At 71.6% G+C, this 16,753-nt stretch carries 13 protein-coding genes; all 13 read right to left on the minus strand.

Annotated features, from left to right (window positions below):
* Positions 1-40: 40 nt before the first annotated feature.
* A complete protein-coding gene (locus AB0947_RS01780; RefSeq protein ID WP_366748298.1) occupies positions 41-3,937 on the minus strand; it encodes an amino acid adenylation domain-containing protein in 3,897 nt (1,298 codons plus the stop codon).
* A gap of 83 nt (positions 3,938-4,020) precedes the next feature.
* The gene (locus AB0947_RS01785) at positions 4,021-5,121 is read right to left on the minus strand and encodes a zinc-binding dehydrogenase (RefSeq protein ID WP_366748299.1); all 1,101 of its coding nucleotides are present in this window, start codon (positions 5,119-5,121) and stop codon (positions 4,021-4,023) included.
* A complete protein-coding gene (locus tag AB0947_RS01790) occupies positions 5,118-5,930 on the minus strand; it encodes a phytanoyl-CoA dioxygenase family protein (protein ID WP_366748300.1) in 813 nt (270 codons plus the stop codon). The genes AB0947_RS01785 and AB0947_RS01790 overlap by 4 nt, the downstream gene beginning before the upstream one ends.
* A 30-nt stretch (positions 5,931-5,960) precedes the next feature.
* The gene (locus AB0947_RS01795) at positions 5,961-6,785 is read right to left on the minus strand and encodes a putative 2OG-Fe(II) oxygenase (protein WP_366748301.1); all 825 of its coding nucleotides are present in this window, start codon (positions 6,783-6,785) and stop codon (positions 5,961-5,963) included.
* Positions 6,782-6,994, minus strand: coding sequence for an MbtH family NRPS accessory protein (locus AB0947_RS01800; protein ID WP_366748302.1), 213 nt, complete (start codon positions 6,992-6,994; stop codon positions 6,782-6,784). Before AB0947_RS01800 ends, AB0947_RS01795 begins: the two co-directional genes overlap by 4 nt.
* Complete coding sequence (locus tag AB0947_RS01805; RefSeq protein ID WP_366748303.1) at positions 6,987-9,083, minus strand: SidA/IucD/PvdA family monooxygenase; 2,097 nt, start codon at positions 9,081-9,083, stop codon at positions 6,987-6,989. Before AB0947_RS01805 ends, AB0947_RS01800 begins: the two co-directional genes overlap by 8 nt.
* A 119-nt stretch (positions 9,084-9,202) precedes the next feature.
* Positions 9,203-10,306 (minus strand): DUF6421 family protein, encoded by a 1,104-nt coding sequence (locus AB0947_RS01810; protein ID WP_366748304.1) that lies wholly within the window; start codon positions 10,304-10,306, stop codon positions 9,203-9,205.
* Positions 10,307-10,410: 104 nt separating this feature from the next.
* Positions 10,411-11,433 (minus strand): AsnC family transcriptional regulator, encoded by a 1,023-nt coding sequence (locus AB0947_RS01815; RefSeq protein WP_366748305.1) that lies wholly within the window; start codon positions 11,431-11,433, stop codon positions 10,411-10,413.
* A gap of 75 nt (positions 11,434-11,508) precedes the next feature.
* Positions 11,509-11,802, minus strand: coding sequence for a hypothetical protein (locus AB0947_RS01820; protein ID WP_366748306.1), 294 nt, complete (start codon positions 11,800-11,802; stop codon positions 11,509-11,511).
* Between the two features lie 30 nt (positions 11,803-11,832).
* On the minus strand, positions 11,833-12,024 hold the full coding sequence (locus AB0947_RS01825; RefSeq protein ID WP_366748307.1) for a hypothetical protein: 192 nt from the start codon (positions 12,022-12,024) through the stop codon (positions 11,833-11,835).
* 241 nt (positions 12,025-12,265) lie between these two features.
* Complete coding sequence (locus AB0947_RS01830) at positions 12,266-13,162, minus strand: LLM class flavin-dependent oxidoreductase (RefSeq protein ID WP_366748308.1); 897 nt, start codon at positions 13,160-13,162, stop codon at positions 12,266-12,268.
* Between the two features lie 503 nt (positions 13,163-13,665).
* A complete protein-coding gene (locus tag AB0947_RS01835) occupies positions 13,666-14,184 on the minus strand; it encodes a hypothetical protein (RefSeq protein ID WP_366748309.1) in 519 nt (172 codons plus the stop codon).
* Between the two features lie 206 nt (positions 14,185-14,390).
* Positions 14,391-16,739 carry a hypothetical protein gene (locus tag AB0947_RS01840; protein WP_366748310.1) on the minus strand — a complete coding sequence of 783 codons (2,349 nt, stop codon included), beginning with the start codon at positions 16,737-16,739 and terminating at the stop codon, positions 14,391-14,393.
* Between the last annotated feature and the right edge of the window lie 14 nt (positions 16,740-16,753).

The raw sequence follows: 16,753 nt of genomic DNA on the forward strand, positions 1-16,753 counted from the left end.
GCGTCGACGCCGTGGCCCTCGGTCGTGTGCCGCCGGCGGCTCAGGCGGAGCCGGCGGCGCCCGCCTCCAGGAAGCCGGCCAGGTCCGCCGTCAGGGCGGCGGCCGTCTCCGCGTCGAAGACATCGGTCGCGTACTCCAGGAGCCCCTCCACGCCGGCCGGCTCGCCGTCCGCGGTGAACCGCTCCACGACCTTGAAGCACAGGTCGAACTTGGCGACGCCCAGCTCCACCGGCTCGTGCCGGACGGTCAGCCCGGTCATCCGGGGCGGCTCCGCCTCCTCGACCTGGAAGGCCAGCATCACCTGCGCCAGCGGGTGGCAGTCGAGCGAGCGGGCCGGGTTGACCAGCTCCACGACGTGCTCGAACGGCAGGTCCTGGTGGGCGAAGGCGGCCACGTCGGTCTCCCGCACCCGGTCGAGCAGCTCCGCGAAGTCCGGCTTCCCCGAGGCGTCGACGCGCAGGACGAGCGTCCTGACGAAGAAGCCCACCAGATCGTCCAGGGCCGGGTCGCCCCGGTCGGAGACGACCGCCGCCACCACGACGTCGTCGCCCGCGCCCCGCTCGGCGAGGAGCGCCGTCAGCGCCGCGTGGACCACGGTGAACGTGGTGGTGCGCCGGCCCTGCGCGAGGGCACGGACGGCGCGGTGGAGGGCGGGCCGGACGGAGAACGGCACGGCCGCGCCCTCGCCCGAGCGCATCGCGGGCCGCGGCCGGTCCAGCGGCAGCGGGATCGCGGCCGGCAGCCCGGCGAGCTTCTGCTCCCAGTAGCGGTACTGCCGGCGCAGCGCCGCCGCCGGCCCGGTCCCGTCGGAGGCGAACAGATCGCGCTGCCAGACGGCGTAGTCGGCGTACTGCACGGGCAGCGGCGCCCAGTCGGGGGCAGCGCCGGCGGTGCGCGCGTTGTGGGCGGCGGCGAGGTCGCGCAGGAAGGTGGGGAGGGAGACGCCGTCGCAGGCGATGTGGTGCATGACGACGAGCAGGACGTACGTGTCCTCCCGCACGCCCTCCAGGCGGAAGAGCGTCGCCCGCACCGGCAGGTCGCGCGCCAGGTCGAACGGCACACGGGCCGCGGCGAGCAGCGCCGCGTCCAGGCCGTCCGCCGCGACGGCGGTCTCGCCGAGCGCGGGCACGGCGGCCGGGCCGTCCAGGACCCGCTGGACGATCTGCCCGTCCTCCATGGTCAGGACCGTGCGCAGCACGTGGTGGCGGTCGAGTACGTCGGCCAGGGCGCCGCGCAGCGCGGGTACGTCGACCCGCCCGGTCAGCCGCAGGGCGAGCGGCTCGTTGTACCGGGGGCTCGCGCCCTCCAGCTGGTCGAGGACCCACAGGCTCTGCTGCGCGAAGGAGGCGGGCGCGGGCGCGTCGCCGGTGCGCGGCACGACCGGCGGGCGGGCCGGCTCCACGCGGGTCAGGAGCGCGCCGAGCTCGGCGACCGAGGGGTTGCCGAGGACGTCGCCGAGCGACAGCTCCACCCGGAACTCCTTGCGGACGCGGACGGTGAGTTCGGCGGCGAGCAGCGAGTGCCCGCCGACGTCGTAGAAGCTGTCGTGGACGCCGACGGCGGGCAGCCCGAGCACCTCGGCGAAGATCCTCGCGAGCCGCTCCTGCTCCGGGGTGCGGGGCCGGTCCGCCTCGTCGGGACCGCCGAACACCGGCTCGGGCAGCGCCCGCCGGTCCACCTTGCCGTTGGAGTTGAGCGGGAACTCGGGCACCACGGTGAACGAGGCCGGGACCATCGCGGGCGGCAGCGTCCGGCGCAGCTCCGCGCGGGTCGCGGCGCCCAGGGCCCGCGCGTCGGCGCCGGGGGCGGGCACGAGGTAGGCGTCGATGCGCCGGGTGCCGCCCTCCCCGGCCGTGACGAGGACGGTGTCGCGCACCCCGGGTGCGGCGCGCAGCGCGGCCTCGATCTCGCCGAGTTCGACGCGCATCCCGCGGATCTTGATCTGGTGGTCGGTGCGGCCGAGGTACTCGACGGCACCGTCGGGCCGGCGGCGCACCAGGTCACCGGTGCGGTACATGCGCGCGCCGGGCGGGCCGTACGGGTCGGGCAGGAAGCGGTCGGCGGTCAGGCCGGGCCGCTCGCAGTAGCCGCGCGCCAGGCAGACCCCGGAGGCGTACAGCTCGCCCGCGACACCGGGCGGCACCAGCCGCAGCGCCTCGTCCATCACGTACACGGAGGTGTTCCACACGGCCGTCCCGACGGGCGCCGCCGCCGGCCAGGCGGCCACGTCCTCCGGCAGGACGTACGAGGTGACGGCGTGCGTCTCGGTGGGGCCGTAGTGGTTGTACAGGCGCCGCCCGGGCCGCAGCCGGAAGAACTCCCGTACGGCCTCGCTCAGGACGAGCGCCTCGCCCGCCTGTGCGACATGGGTGAGGGCGGGCAGGGTGCGGCCCTGCTCCAGCGCGGCCTGGCAGACCAGTTCGATCACGACGTTGGGTGCGAACAGGTCCGTGACGCCGTGCTCCTCCAGCCAGGGCGCGAAGTCCTGCGGGCTGCGCCGCACGTCCTCGGGGACGATGGCGAGCGTCGCGCCGGACAGCAGCGCCGAGAGCATCTCCTGGACGGAGATGTCGAAGCTGACGGAGGTGAACTGGACGGTGACGCGGCCCGGTTCGCTGGGGATCTCGTCCAGGTGCCAGGCCATGAGGTTGCGGACGGCCTCCTGCGTCATGAGGACCCCCTTGGGGCGGCCCGTGGAGCCGGAGGTGTAGAGCAGGTAGGCGGGGGTGCCGCCGCCGACGACAGCGGTGAGCTCCGCCTCGGCCGGGTTGTCCGGGCTCTGCCCGGCGCAGGCGGACAGCTCCGCGTCGAGGAGCAGCGGCGGGGCGGCCCCGGCGGGCAGCAGCCCGGCGTGCCCGGCGTCCGTGACCGTCACCACCGGCGCGGCGTCCTCCAGCATCAACGCCACGCGTTCGGCCGGGAGTTCGGGGTCGACGGGCAGATAGGTGGCACCGGTCTTGAGCACCGCGAGGAACGCGGTCACCGACAGCTCCGAGCGGGGCAGGACCAGCGCGACGACGCGCTCGGGGCCGGCCCCGGCCGCCGTCAGTGTCCGGGCCAGCCGGTTGGCGCGCGCGTTGAGTTCCGCGTACGTCACGCGCCGGGGGCCGTCGACGACGGCGACGGCGTCGGCGCAGCGTGCCGCCCGCTCCTCGAACCACCCGGCGAGGGTGGCGTCGGGGACGGGGCCCGCGTACCCCTCGCCGATCAGGCCGGCGGCCTCGCCGGGCAGCAGGCAGTCGATGGTGTCGAGCCTCGCGCCGGGCGCGCGCACGGCGCGGGTGAGGACGCGTACGAGCCGGTCGCACAGGGCCTGGGCGGCGGCCCGGTCGAGCGCGGCGACCGGGTAGGTGAGCCGGACGTGCGGCCGGGCCCCCGCGGCGCCGTCCGTGGTGTGCAGGGTGAACCACAGCTCGCCCGGGTCGCGGCCCGGCCCCGGGGCGGGCGGCGCGGCGTCCACGGCCGTGCCGACCTGGAAGAGCGGCAGGCCGGGCGTGCCGCGGGCGGTGTCGACGGCCCGTACGATCTCGGCGAAGGGGACGCCGTCCTGGGCAGCGGCGGCCCGTTCGCCGGCGCGGACGGCCGCCATCAGCGCGCGGAAGTCCGTCGCGGCCGAGCCGGCCACCCGCAGCAGCCGGACGCCGGTGGGCGTGGCGGCCGCGGCGGTGGCCAGCGGCAGATCGGCACCGGCGCGCAGCAGGGTGAGCAGCGCGGCGACGCCGGCCGTGAAGACGGTGGCGAGGGTGGCGCCGCCGTCCGCCTCCCCGGCGAGGCGGGTCATCGCCCCGCCGAGCCCGGGGTCGAGCCGGCACTCGGCGGTGGCCGTCCCGGGCGGGCCGGCCTGGTCGGGCCGGCGCAGGCCGGGCAGGTCGATCTTCTCCGGCAGGCCGGCCAGGGCCGCCTGCCAGGGCTGGTGGGTGCTCGGCGGGGTCGCCATGCGTACTTCCCTCGTTCCGGGCCGCGGCACCGCGCCGCGGCCGTGGGTGGGCTGCGTGGGGTGGGTGCGGTCCGGGGGCCGGCTCAGCTGACGAGGACGGCCTTCATCACGGCTCCGGCGGCGACGTCCGCCAGCGCCCTGCCGTGGTCCTCCAGGGGGTAGCTGGTCACCAGCCGCGCCAGGTCGAAGCGCCGTACCAGCGCGGGCAGCAGCGCGACGTACTGCACGAGGTGGGCGCCGGTGAACGCCCAGGAGCCGACCACGTCCAGCTGGCGGTGGACGATCTGGTGCGGGTTGATCGTCGTGTCCCCGCTGTCGGTGTACTGGCCGACCACCAGGTACGAGCCGCCGCGCCGGGCCAGGCGCAGGCCCTGGTCGATCGCGGCCGGGGCGCCGGTGGCCTCGATGACCAGGTCCGCGCCCCGGCCACCGGTCAGTTCCATGACCTCGGCGAGGGCGGCGGAGGGATCGGCGGCCTCCACGATGTTGACGTGGTGGTCGCCGACGCGCGCCTCGGCGGCGGTGGCGAGGCGCTTGCCGGGGCCGCCGACGAGGATCACCCGCGCGGCGCCGGAGAGCTGGGCGAGGGCGGTGGCGGCCAGGCCGACCGGGCCGCTGCCCTGGACGACGACGGTCTCGCCGACGCGGACCGGGCGCCGCTCGTAGAGGGCGTGGACCATGGTGGGGCCAGCGCAGGCGAAGGACATCGCGGCCACCGGGTCGACGCCGTCCGGTACCTTCACCACGGTCGTGCCGGGCCGCAGGCAGATGTACTCGGCCCAGGAGCCCGACAGGCCCGGCTCCTGGTCCGTGGGCCGGTTCACGCCGTAGGTGCGGCGGTACTCGCACAGCGTCGGCTCGCGGTGGATCCGGCAGGGCACACAGCTGCCGCAGGCGATCGAGGACGCCCACATCACCGTGTCGCCGGGGCGCAGCGGCGTGCCGTGGACGTCGGTGCCGGCGCCGGCGCCCAGTTCGTGGACGGTGCCGAGGCCCTCGTGGCCGAGGACCAGCGGCGTGGGGACCTCCAGGTGGCCCTGCTGGAGGTGGAGATCGGTGCCGCAGACCCCGCCGTACCGGCTGGCGACGATCATGCCGCCCTCCGGTGCCGGCGGGACCGGGAACTTCCTCAGTTCCAGCGGCCGGCCGAACTCCGCCAGGACGACGGCGCGTCCGACGCTCATACCAGCACCTCCAGGGCCGGGACGATCTCCTGGTCGGTCAGCTCCAGCGGCGCGGTGTCGCGGCCGACGACGTACTCGGGGCGCCGCTCGCCCGCCGGCTTGGGCACGTTGGTGACGTCGTTGTACGTCACGATCAGCAGCCGGCGCCGGAAGGGCGCCATGTTGGTCGCGGAGCCGTGCACGATCTCGGGGTCGAAGAGGACGACGGTGCCGGCGGCGCCCTTGGCGCTGACCAGGCCGTGGCGCTCCACGAGCCCGGTCATGTCCGCCGGGGTGAGGGCGATGTCCTCCGGGTCGACGTGCTGCTCGGAGGCGGCCGGGCCGGCCGCCCGGCCCTTCTTCACCAGGCCGTCGCGGTGCGAGCCGGGGCAGAAGATCACCGGCCCGTTGAACTCGTTGACCTCGTCGAGGAAGACGCCGACGTTGACGAGCCGGGGCAGGCGCAGTTCGTCGGCCATCTGCCAGGCGGCGAAGTCCTGGTGCCAGGACCACCCGGCGCCGGAGAAGGGCGCCTTCGCGTTGATCTTGAACTGGTAGATGTACGCCTCGCCGCCGAGGAGCTGCCGCACCGGGCCGAGGACCCTCGGGGTGCGGATCAGGGCGGCGAACTCGGGCTGTCGGGTGTGGGAGGCGTAGACGGCGCGCACCTCGCCGCCGTCCTGCTCGGCCACACGGTGGTCACCGGGTATGAGGGAGTCGCGCTGGAAGGCGTCCTGAAGGGCCTCGGCCTCCTCCGGGCTGAACAACCCGTCGAGGATCAGGTAGCCCTGAGTCCGGAATTGCCGCACCTGCTCTTGGCTGAGTCGCATGTGATCACTCTGCTCATGGGTAGGGGTGTTTCAGGACCAGACCTGGAGCGGGCCGCGCCCGGTCACGCCCAGGAAGAAGGAGAGGCTGACCCGGCGGCCCTCGCCACCGATCTCGTTGACCGCGTGGAGGTTGCGCGAGTCGAAGATCACCGCGTCGCCGGTGCGCGGGCGGACCACCGCCACCGGCTCGTCCTCGATCACCTTCTCGTCATAGCCGTAGCCGTCGCGGAAGGGCTCGTCGGCCGGCCGCCAGCGGCGCCGGTGGACACGGGTCTCGCCGCCCTGCTCGGGCATGGAGAGGTACCAGTTGAGGGTGAGGAAACTGGCCGGGGTCTCGTCGAGGATGCCCGGGAACTCCCGGACGATCTCGTCGAAGTGGAGCTTGGCGCCGTTCGGGATCTCCCGGATCATCCCCGCGAACATCTCACGGCCCCTGGACCGGGCGGGCACCACCTCGTCGCCCCAGGCGCGGCTGACCCGCTCCACGGCCAGGTCCATCGGGTCCGAGCCGTGGTGCAGCTTCCCGCGCAGGCGGAGCGCCTCGTCCGCGGTCTTCCAGTACTCGTCGGTCAGCGTGTGCGCGCCGTAGAAGTCGTACGCGGCGGGGCCGATCTTGGCGATGGGCGGGAAGATCAGGTTCTCGTCGTAGGCCCCGAACTCGCGGTGGTCCAGGCCCTCCATGATGTCGGCGCACTCCTCCTCGGAGGAGAAGCCGCGGATCCGTACCGCGCCGAGCACCCCGACGGCCAGCCGCAGGATGTGGTCCCGGGTCAGCTCGTCGACCGTCTCGGCGTCGAAGAGGGTGAAGATCGGCGAGGCGTTGGTGGAGACGTCCCGGAGCTGCGTCCCGCTCATCGGTCCCCCTCCATGAAGGTCCGGAGGCTGAGCGGCCGCATGTCGGTCCACAGCTCCTCGATCCGGCTCAGGCACTCCTCCTTCGCGGCGGCCTCGCCGACGGGCTCCCAGCCCTGCGGCAGCTCGCGGTCGGCGCGCCAGACCGAGTACTGCTCCTCGTGGTTGCGGACCACGAAGTAACGCTCCTGGGTCAGTGTCGTGTCACTCATGAATGCCTCCAATGGCGATGGGGAGGAGGGGGCGGTCGGCCAGGTCCCGGGGGGCGTCCTCGGTGAGGAGACTGAGCCCCACCGCGTACTCGATGAAGTCCCGCTCGCCGCGTTCGGTCGCGCGGGCCAGGGCGACGGCGGCGTGCCGGCGGTCGGTCTCGTCGCGGTCCTGCGACAGCTTGAAGCGGCCCACGATCTCGTCGATCTCGAACTCGAAGCCGAGGATGCCGCCGATGATGCGGTCGATGCGCGGGTCGTCGCCGCGCAGCCGGTTGTCGGGCTCGGAGTGCTCCGCGATCCCGATCAGACCGCGCACCAGCGTGTCCCGGTCCTCGATGACCCGGACCCGGCCGCGCACGTGGACGGACATCGAGTTCCAGGTGGGCAGCGGGTCGCTCGCGAAGAGGTCCGGCGGCATGTAGGCGTTGGGGCCGTGGAAGACGGCGAGCATGCGGCGGCCGTCGATGAGCGAGGCGTGCTCGTTCGCCCGGTCCAGGTGCCCGAAGAGGACGCCCTTGGTGCCACGGGACCGGTCGAGGATCAGCGGCAGGTGGGTGGCGAACGGCTCGTCGCCGGAGCGCGCCGAGATCAGCGTGGCGAAGCGGAACCGCTCCATCAGGGCGTAGAGCTTCTCCCGGTCGTGCTCCAGGTACCAGCTCGGCGGGTACGCGGCGGTGCCGGACGCGCCGGCCGGGGCGGAGACGGCCGGGCGGCCGGACGCGCCCGGCGACATCACCGGGCAGCCGCCGATGCCCGCCGGGGCCGGCACCCGGTCGGCGATGTCGTCCACGATCTCCTTGGAGCGGAACGGCAGCAGTGACAGCAGCGTGTCACCGAGGCCGAACTGCGCCTCGCCGAAGCCCTGGAGGTACAGCCCGGCGCGCAGCTCGGAGCCGGTACGGGCCCGGTAGCTGCGCGTGAGGGAGACACCGGCGCCGGCCTCCTCCGTGACGAGGTGGGGCAGCACGTCCGCGAAGATCTCCGGGTCGAGCGAGCGGTCGTAGCCGGTGGCCAGGACCACGCCGTCGCAGGCGAGCACCTCGTCCGGGCGCTCCTCCAGCCGCCCGTGGAGGGTCGCGGCCAGTCCGTCCCCGTCCTCGCGGACCTCGCCGAGGCGGGAGAAGGAGTGGATGTGCAGCCGTCGGCGGCCCTTGACCTCGTCGAGGTAGTCGGTGTTGAAGAGCCGCTCCAGCAGGTCCTCGCGGACCACGCCGTAGTTGGCGTCGCGCAGCTGGGCGGCGACGACCGCGCGGTGCTCGGGCGCCATCCGGTAGAAGGATTCGGCGCCGCCGGAGTAGAACTGCTCGTTGACGAAGGGGCTGTTGTCGGTCGGCTGGAGGGTGTACCCGGAGACGACGAGGTGGATCTCGGCCCGGTCGTAGTGGTGGAGGAGGTACTCGGCGATCTCGCCCGCGCTCTGGCCGCCGCCGGCGATCACGAACCGGTACGGCGCGTCGTGGTCCTTGAACCGCTCCGGGAAGCGGGTCAGGAACTCGCTGGAGTGGATGACGGCGGAGACGTCGGCGACACCGTCCGGCCGGCCCGCCCGCCCGCCGCCCGCGTGGACGACGTTGCGGGCGTAGTGGGTGGTGCGCCGGCCGGTGGCGACCTCCTCGGTCTCGACGCGGAAGAGCGACAGGGTGCCGCCGCCGGCCGTCACCGGCGTCACGTGGTTCACCCGCGTACCGAAGCGGACCTGGTCGGGGAAGTCCTCGGCGACCCACTTCAGGTAGTCGTCGTACTCGATCCGGGTCGGCCGGAACTCGTTGAGGTTGACGAACCGCTCCAGCCGCCCCTTGGCCTTGGTGTACTGGAGGAACGAGTAGGGGCTGGCCGGGTTCCGCAGCGACACCAGGTCCTTGAGGAAGGAGATCTGCATCCGGGCGCCGTCGATGAGCATGCCGGGGTGCCAGGCGACGCCCTCGCGGCGCTCGACGAACAGGCAGGAGAGCGGCAGCTTCTGCTCACGGGCGCACACGGCGAGAGCCAGGTTGGAAGGGCCGAATCCTATGCCCAGGAGGTCGTAGGGGCGTTCCGCGGTCGTTCCCGCCAGGTCCTCGCCCTCGGGGGCCGCGCCTTCGTTTCTCACAACTACTCCTCTAGAACAGTCGGCTCTTACGCAGGGCGATTTCCTGATGATGCCCGCACTGATCGGCCGGTGTGATCGACTGTGCTGCACGGTCGAACACTCCGGCCCGGTGACGTTGTTCAGACGCCGAGTCGGTTCTTGACCTCGGCGAAGTAGGGAATGTGCCGGTAGTCGCGCGACTCGGTGTCGTAGTCGGTGTACCGGTTGGTGAAGTCGAGAAGGCGCTGCTTCACGACCTCGACCGGGTCCCGGTGGATACCGGATTCGATGCGCTCGATCTCCGAGAGGAAATCGCGCAGCACGTCGGGGAGCTTTTCGGTAAGCCGGATGCGGCCGTCGACGAGACCGATCCCGCCGTTGCCCTCCAGATAGTTGAAGAGCAACTGGGAGGCGACCGCGTCGTAGTTCGGGCGCGGGATGCCCTCCACCGCGTAGCGCAGCAGACGCTCGGCGAGGATGAACTCGTACGCGGCCCGCGCCTCCTCGCGCGGCAGCTTCGTGTCGTGCAGGCAGACGAGCATGCCGGAGACGTCGACGCGCAGTTCCTCCAGGCCGGCCAGCGGCTTCAGCTTCTTCGCCGAGAGGTACTCCGGGATCGGCATGTCGCCGTGGCGGTGGTGGTACTCGTGCAGCCGGACCCACCAGGACGAGGCCTGCTCGACCTTCCGGTCGGAGGCGCCCTGGATCTGCGGGAAGCTGCCCGGCTCCATCACCTCGTCGATGAGGAGACGGGTGATCCTGTTGTGCCGCTCCAGGAACTTGTCGATGAAGTAGAAGATGAGGTCGTCCGGCTTCTGTATGCCGTCGATGTGGTTCTCCGGGAACAGCGCCACGACGACCCGGGAGCCGAATCCGGTGGTCTTTCCCGTGATGTTCACGGGCATGGTGTTGCTGGCGTAACGCTCGGCCAGGTACGGGTCGGTCGGCAGCGTGTCGTACGTGAGGCAGTCGAGGTTCAGACGCGGGAAGTACGAGGCGTCGAAGAGCGAGAAGATGACGTTGTCGCGCCGGTTGTTGATGTGTGCCTTCGTCGCCTCCAGACGCTTTCCCGGTTCGAAGACGGCGAGGTCGTCGAGGAACGCCTCGACCGCCGGCACACCGCGCAGCGCACGGCTGGAGCCGAGTTGACGGGAGAGCTCCTTGAGTTCGGTCTCGTCCCGCAGGAACTGTCGTTCGGGGAGGCTCGCCCTGATGTCCTCTATTTCGGCGAATGCCTCGGTCATGTCAGCCATGGAATACCCTTCCGAGAATGCACCCCGGCGGCCTGTGGGACCGGTCACGGGATGGTGAGTGGCCGCCGCGGACATGTGCGCCTGCCGGACGGCGGTCAGCAGGCGTCGCGGTTGCGCTCTTCCAGCGCGGTGGCGAAGTCGAGCCACGCGTGGGCGTACTCGCGGGCGAGCGCCGCCACCGGGTCGATGTTGTGGGAGGGCACCCGCTCGGCGATCTCCGGGCACTCGGCCACGCCGCGCCGGCACCCGTCGAGCCAGCGGATCAGCCGCCGGCCGATGTTGTTGTAGCGCAGGGACGGGTCCTTGGTGAGCGCCGCGATGATCGCCGCGGGGTCGGCGGGCGCCTCCCGTTCCGGCTCGGGCTGCGGGCGCGGCGCAACGGTGCGGTCCTGCTCGGTCTCGTCCTCGGCCTGCGCCCGGCGGCGCCGGGAGACCGGCTCCTCCCCCGCCAGGACGCGCTTGCGTACGTCGTGCACGGTCGACGGGGAGACGCCGACGCGCTGCGCGATGTCGCGGATGGACGCGGTCGGGTCGCTCATCAGCAGCTCGTAGACCTTCATCCGGCCGCTGGAGCCGTCCACGGGCCGCGCCCGCCCGTCCTTGCCGACCCGTACGACCGCGCCGCCGGACTCGGCGGTCAGCTGGCCCCGGATGCGGCCGATGGTGCCCGCCGACAGGCCGGTCAGGGAGGCGATCATGCGGTTGGACCAGTGCGGGTGGGTGGTGACCAGGCGCGCCGCCGCGGCGGTGCGGTCGGTACGCGACAGGAGCAGGCCGCGGCCGTGCAGGGTGTTCAGCCGCACGGCCAGCACGAACGCCTCGTCGGCCGTGCCCTCGAACATCCGGGCCGTGATCTCCTGCCGGCCGCCCAGCACGGCGGCCCGCACCCGGTGGTTGCCGTCCACGACGCGCATGGTGCGGCTGTGCACGACGACCGGGGGCAGGGTGTCCCCGGCGGCGGCCAGCATGCGGCAGTGCGCGTCGTTCAGCCCGCCGCCGCGCGGCGAGTCCCCGAACCGCAGCGCGCGGACGGGGAGGCACACCGTCGTCGCGTCGTCGGCGTCCGGGTCGAGGACGTCGAGAGAAAGGGATTCCGGCAGATTCAGGGAGATGCTCACTCTTCCTCCGGGCAATTCTGCTGCGGCGATCGACCCGGTCGGGGCCGACGGAATTCCGCATCCGTGTGGCCGCCGTTATCGCCAGGCGCCGCGCACGACACAGGAATCGACATACCAGCCCGCCAGGGGCGGCATGACCATCACCAGGCGCCAGCACAGGGCGAGCGCGGATGTGGCCACCTCGGTCTCGTCTCCCCCATGCATGAAGAGCACCACCGAGAAGCCGTCGGCGCGGTCCGCGGTCCGTACGTGCTCCAGGCCGTCGTCCGCTTGCGCGTGCGCCCAGAACGCGTCGGTCAGCGAGGCGCTGCTGACGGAGGCTTTGGCCTGGTCGGCGCCGGCTTTGAACACGACGACGGCGGCATACATGGACGTGCTTCGCTCGGTGGCGGGTGCCGATCAGCCCCAGCCGAAGCCGGGCTCCGGGCTCTCGGTGACGCTCGCGTCCGAAGCCGGGGCGTCGGTGGTGGCGGTCACCGCCGCGCCGGCGCGGCCGGTGCCGTCGGCGAGGACGGCGAACGGGGCGGCGACGGCGGCGACCGCGGCGGCGGCGACGACGAACCGGGCGACGGAAAGCTGGGAATTCTTCACGTTATTCCTTCGGGAAATCGGGAACCAGCGATGGCGAGGGCCGTATCGGATGAACCGGCCGCTGTGGCGCTCGAGAGAAATACTGGCTGGCCGCCGTGTCACTGTCAGTACATGCCGCGTTGCACCAACAGGCCAGGCCGGATGGGGCCCCCCGTAGCGGGAGCCGCCACCCGGCCCACCTTGGACGTTGCGACGCTGGCCACACCCGGCCAAGCACGTTCGTGCCAGCCCCGGAGTTCCCCTAGTTACCGCCGAGTTGGGCGAGTCCCTCCGTCGCGATCCGCTCGAAGACCTCCTCCGAGGTGTCGAACATCGAGTCCGGTACGGGCGCGTGGACGACGATCTCGGTGAAGCCGAGCGCCGCGTACTTCCCGGCGAAGTCCACGAACGCGTCCAGAGAGGCCAGCGGCCGGTCCGGGGTGAGCCCCGTGAGCAGGATCCTCTCCAGCCCGGCCGGGTCCCTGCCCTCCGCCGCGCAGGCGTCGTCGAGCCGGGCCGACTGCTCGCGGATCGCCTCCATCGACTGCTCGGCCGTCCCGGTCTGCCAGAGCCTGATGTCGCCGATCGTCACCCACGCCTGGCCGTGGCGGGCGACGACCCGCAGCGCACGGGGGCCCGCCGCCGCGATGGCGAAGGGCAGACGGGGGCGCTGGACGCAGCCGGGGATGGTGCGGGCCTCGGAGGCGGAGTAGTAGGTGCCGTCGTGGCTGACCGCGTCCTCGGTCAGGAGCCGGTCGAGCAGCGGCACGAACTCCTCGAACCGCGCGGCCCGTTCGCGCGGGCTCCAGGCCTCCTTCCCGAGCGCGGTCGCGTCGTACCCGGCGGCGCCGGCGCCGATGCCCAGAGTGATCCGGCCGCCGGAGACGTCGTCGAGCGAGATCAGCTCCTTGGCCAGGGTGACCGGATGCCGGAAGTTGGGCGAGGTCACCATGGTGCCGAGACGCAGCCGCTCGGTGACCCCGGCGGCGGCCGTCAGGGTCGGTATCGCCCCGAACCACGCGCGGTCGCGCAGGCTCCGCCAGGACAGGTGGTCGTACGTGTACGCGGCGTGGAAGCCGAGCCGCTCGGCCCGTACCCACTGCTCACGGCCCCCGTCGTGCCACCGCCGGACGGGAAGGATCACGGTACTCAGTCGCATGTGCCGACCCTAAGCGCGCGCACCTTCCGGTCGCCGGGGAATCCGCGAGCGGTGTCTCAGGCCCTCGGCAGGGTACGGCCGGGCGTACGACCAGCAGCGCGGCTTGGGCCGGGGGAGTGCGGCCGACGTGGGCGTGCACCCTGCACCACCGGCAGCGACGCCGACCGGGTAGACGCCGCCACCTGGATCACCGACCAGACCGGCTACACCACACCACTGCGAGCGTGACCCTTCCGGCCGACTGGGACAACGGTATGCCCGAGGCCGAGTGGAAGCTCGCTGCCGACGGCAGACCCCGACCGGGTCCCCACCGGGGAAGGTTTCTCCTCATCGCCCGGTACGGGGGGCGGACCGGGTCGAAGTCGTGGGCGAGCGCGAGGTCGGCGCGCCCTGGAGACGGGGCCCGTGCACCGCTCGTCCGTGGCACACCGCATACTGCAGGCAGCCCTCCTCCGGACAGAGGAGGACCGCCTGATCATGCTCGTTTCCGCGTTCGTCAGCGGCTACGCGGGATCCAGCACGGGCTTCGCGGGGAGCCCGCCGTTCTTCTCGCAGCGCAGTTCCCTGGCCATGGCCAGCGAGAAGGAATGGGCCACGGTCGCGTAGGCGTCCTTCAACGTCTCCCCGTCGCCCTCGGATGGCTTGGGCATGCCCCCGCGCTCCACGCCGACGATGATGTGGGCCACTTCCGAGGAGTCGGACAGCCTGTCGCTCCGGCACGCGAAGAAGACGTACGCCTTGTCCGCCGCGGCCACGGCCCGCTCCCCCATCTTGAACTCGGTGAACTGCGGGGCCGAGGGGCCCGTCGGGGCGTTGTCGGCCAGGTCCCAGGTGATCCTGAGCTCGAAGTCCGGCGTACCGATGGGCGTGTAGACACGGCAGGCGTCCTTGGGCACGGTGGAGCCCGGGAACGTTCCGACAAGGCTCGCCGCGGCCTTCGCCACGGTGTACTTCTCCGCCGACGCCTCGAACCGCGACGACCCCGTGATCACCTTCAGTGCCTTGGACGCGTCAGCGGACATGGCATCGCCACCGCAGAGTTGTTTCCCCGCAACGACCTTGTAGTCCTTCGGAGTTTTCGGAGTCCCGTCCGCGTCTCCGACCCCTCCACAACCCGTGGCCCCGAGAAACAACGAGCCGGCCACGGCCGCCGGGAGAAGCCCCCCGCGTACCGACCTACGACTGATCACTGTCCGCATCCTCACGTGTCCTCGGCCGTCTGCCGGCCTCAGCCCGTCTCCGGGTCGTTTCCCTGCTGGTTCTCCCGGTCGTTGCCGACCCCGTAGCCGATCAGCAACGATTCGTGCAGGTCCTGACTGAAAACGCTGTCCCTTCCCACACCGCGACGCTCCAGGAACTCCTCCATCGGGGCCTCGGCCATGCCTTCACCAGCGGAGTAAACCTTGGTCTTCTCCTCTCTTGTGAGGTCCTCCATCTTCTCCTTGTGCTCATCCACCGAGTTGTCGGAGACGTCGCCGACCATCTGGCCGATGAGCTGTTCGGCGGCACCACTGGCGGTGTCAGTCGCCAGCGGAATGAGAACCGCGGCCGTTCCCACGGCCGCGGTCGCGGGAAGGAAGGCGACGCCCGCCGCGATGCCCGCAGTGGCCCCGAACTCGACCCAGCCCGACCGCTTGGCGACCGCCTTCTCGTAGTCCTCGTGGGTCTTGAGGTTCGTCGCCTCCACCTGGTCGGCCCGGGACTGGTCGAGCATGCCTTGCACCTCGGCACCCACGCGCACGGTCGCCCTGGCAGAGCCCTCGTGAATCCTTCCGTCCGGGCCCACCGTCTCTTCCAGCGCGCTGCGGGTGTAAACCTGCTCCGCGGTCGAGACCGTCGCGTAGGCGTCCGGGTGCTGGCCCAGGGTGCTGAGGAAGCCCCGGACGACGCTCCGTCCGTTCCCGTCCGCGGTGTCCGCGAAGTCGAGGTGCCCGTCCGGATTCCTGCCCGGCGCGAACACGCTGTCCGGATCGTTCTTGTCCAGCGCCCAGTTGATGTCGTCGATGTAACCGGCGCCCATGACGCCCAGGCTGTCGGCCATCGCCTCGTGGTGCTTCTTGAGCAGACCCGGATCCGCACCGTACTTCTCCATGACCTTCTGCATGACCGCGGCGTTGTCCGCGTCCCGCACCATGCCAGCGTCCGGGTGCCCGGCCGGGTAACCGAGAGTCGCTGCCTCCAGGGCGTGGCCGAGGGCGTCGGGCATCTGGTCGAGCGACGCCTTGGACTCCTTCTGATCAAGCGAGTTGACGTCGGGGAAGGACTCCCACTTCTCGTTGCTGAAGAAATCGAGGTAGTTGTCGATCGCCTTGCCGTCCTTGTCCTTGCCGAGGCCGGCCGCGGCGCCGTGGTTGACCGTGCCGTCCTCGTTGTACGCGGTCGGGGGGTCGGTGAAGAACTTCTTCGCCGCTTCGGGACTGTTGCCGAGCGCTTCCAGCATGGCGGTGGCCGGGTCGTAGCCGGCTCCGTTCACCCCGGAGGGGTTGAAGGGGTTCTTGAACGGACTGTTCACCACCTTGTTGTCGGCGAACATGTACGGCTCCTTCGCGTGCAGCTGTGCCACGTGTTCGGCGATCGGGTTGAGGAACCTCGCGTCGTAGTTCCCGTACCGCATGATCCCGCCGAGCAGCTGGTATCCGAACGGCCCGCCGTAGTCGTTCTTGGCCAGCGGAATGCGCTCCGTACCCAACTTGCGGAGCTCCGGGCCCCATTTGTCGGTGAATTCCTTGTCGTGGGAGGCGGTGGCCAGGTTGAGGCCGAGGTTCTTCTGGAGCTCCTGGACGTCCTTGAGGCGCTCCGGGTCGACCTTGCCGTACTCGTACGTGTCCGTGGAGAGCTGGCCGAAGAACGCGAGCGACTTCTCGGGGCCGAGCTTCTCGTAGAAGTCCTTGGAGAACTCCACCGACGAACTGTTGTCCTTCAGAAGCTCGTTGAGCTGCTGCAGTTCGGCGTGGGTGATGTCCCGGCCCTTGGCCGCCAGAGCGGCGGCGCGGGCGGCCTCCTCCTGGTCCAGCTTCGTGTACGTCGGAGCGCCGAAGTCCTTACGGTCGGTGACGTTGGCCTCGAGGGTGTTCTTCAGGGCAAGGTCGGTGTCGTTGCAGTTGTCGACGATGAGGTCGATCCTCTTCTGCCACGACTCGATGTTCCGCCTCTCCTGCTGCAGAAGTTCGCTGTAGTCGGGGTCGTGCCGCGCCGCGGGGATCTCGGACAACGGGTTCCGCGCCGTGACCCTGCCCTTGCCGTCCACGCGGATGCCGGCCGCGGGCCCTTCGTGGTCCCGGATGTTGACCAGGTCGTCCTTGGCCTTCTTGATGGCCGCGTGACCCTCTTCCAGGATCAGCTTCACACCCCTGGCCTCGGCCGCGGCGTCCGTGAACTCCTTGGCCGTCTTACCGATGAACGCTCTGGTGACCCCTGCGTTGACGCCCTCCCAGGCCGCCCTGTCCGCCTTCGCCTTCATCCCGTCGGCGGCGTCGGTGGCGAGCTTTTCCAGCTTCCCCGCCATCTCGGACCAGTCGTCGGCGGCGGCCTTCAGCTTCGCCACCGGGGCGTCGATGATGTCCTCGTACTTCAGCATGTGGTGCGCCCCCC

Origin of the sequence: Streptomyces sp. NPDC047841, from assembly GCF_040704085.1 — a bacterium.
GTDB lineage: Bacteria > Actinomycetota > Actinomycetes > Streptomycetales > Streptomycetaceae > Streptomyces > Streptomyces argyrophylli.

Coding starts and splice junctions, on each gene's coding strand:
- AB0947_RS01780 (WP_366748298.1), bottom strand. CDS start 3,937: ATGGCGACCCCGCCGAGCACCCACCAGCCCTGGCAGGCGGCCCTGGCC.
- AB0947_RS01785 (WP_366748299.1), bottom strand. CDS start 5,121: ATGAGCGTCGGACGCGCCGTCGTCCTGGCGGAGTTCGGCCGGCCGCTG.
- AB0947_RS01790 (WP_366748300.1), bottom strand. CDS start 5,930: ATGCGACTCAGCCAAGAGCAGGTGCGGCAATTCCGGACTCAGGGCTAC.
- AB0947_RS01795 (WP_366748301.1), bottom strand. CDS start 6,785: ATGAGCGGGACGCAGCTCCGGGACGTCTCCACCAACGCCTCGCCGATC.
- AB0947_RS01800 (WP_366748302.1), bottom strand. CDS start 6,994: ATGAGTGACACGACACTGACCCAGGAGCGTTACTTCGTGGTCCGCAAC.
- AB0947_RS01810 (WP_366748304.1), bottom strand. CDS start 10,306: ATGACCGAGGCATTCGCCGAAATAGAGGACATCAGGGCGAGCCTCCCC.
- AB0947_RS01820 (WP_366748306.1), bottom strand. CDS start 11,802: ATGTATGCCGCCGTCGTCGTGTTCAAAGCCGGCGCCGACCAGGCCAAA.
- AB0947_RS01830 (WP_366748308.1), bottom strand. CDS start 13,162: ATGCGACTGAGTACCGTGATCCTTCCCGTCCGGCGGTGGCACGACGGG.
- AB0947_RS01835 (WP_366748309.1), bottom strand. CDS start 14,184: ATGTCCGCTGACGCGTCCAAGGCACTGAAGGTGATCACGGGGTCGTCG.
- AB0947_RS01840 (WP_366748310.1), bottom strand. CDS start 16,739: ATGCTGAAGTACGAGGACATCATCGACGCCCCGGTGGCGAAGCTGAAG.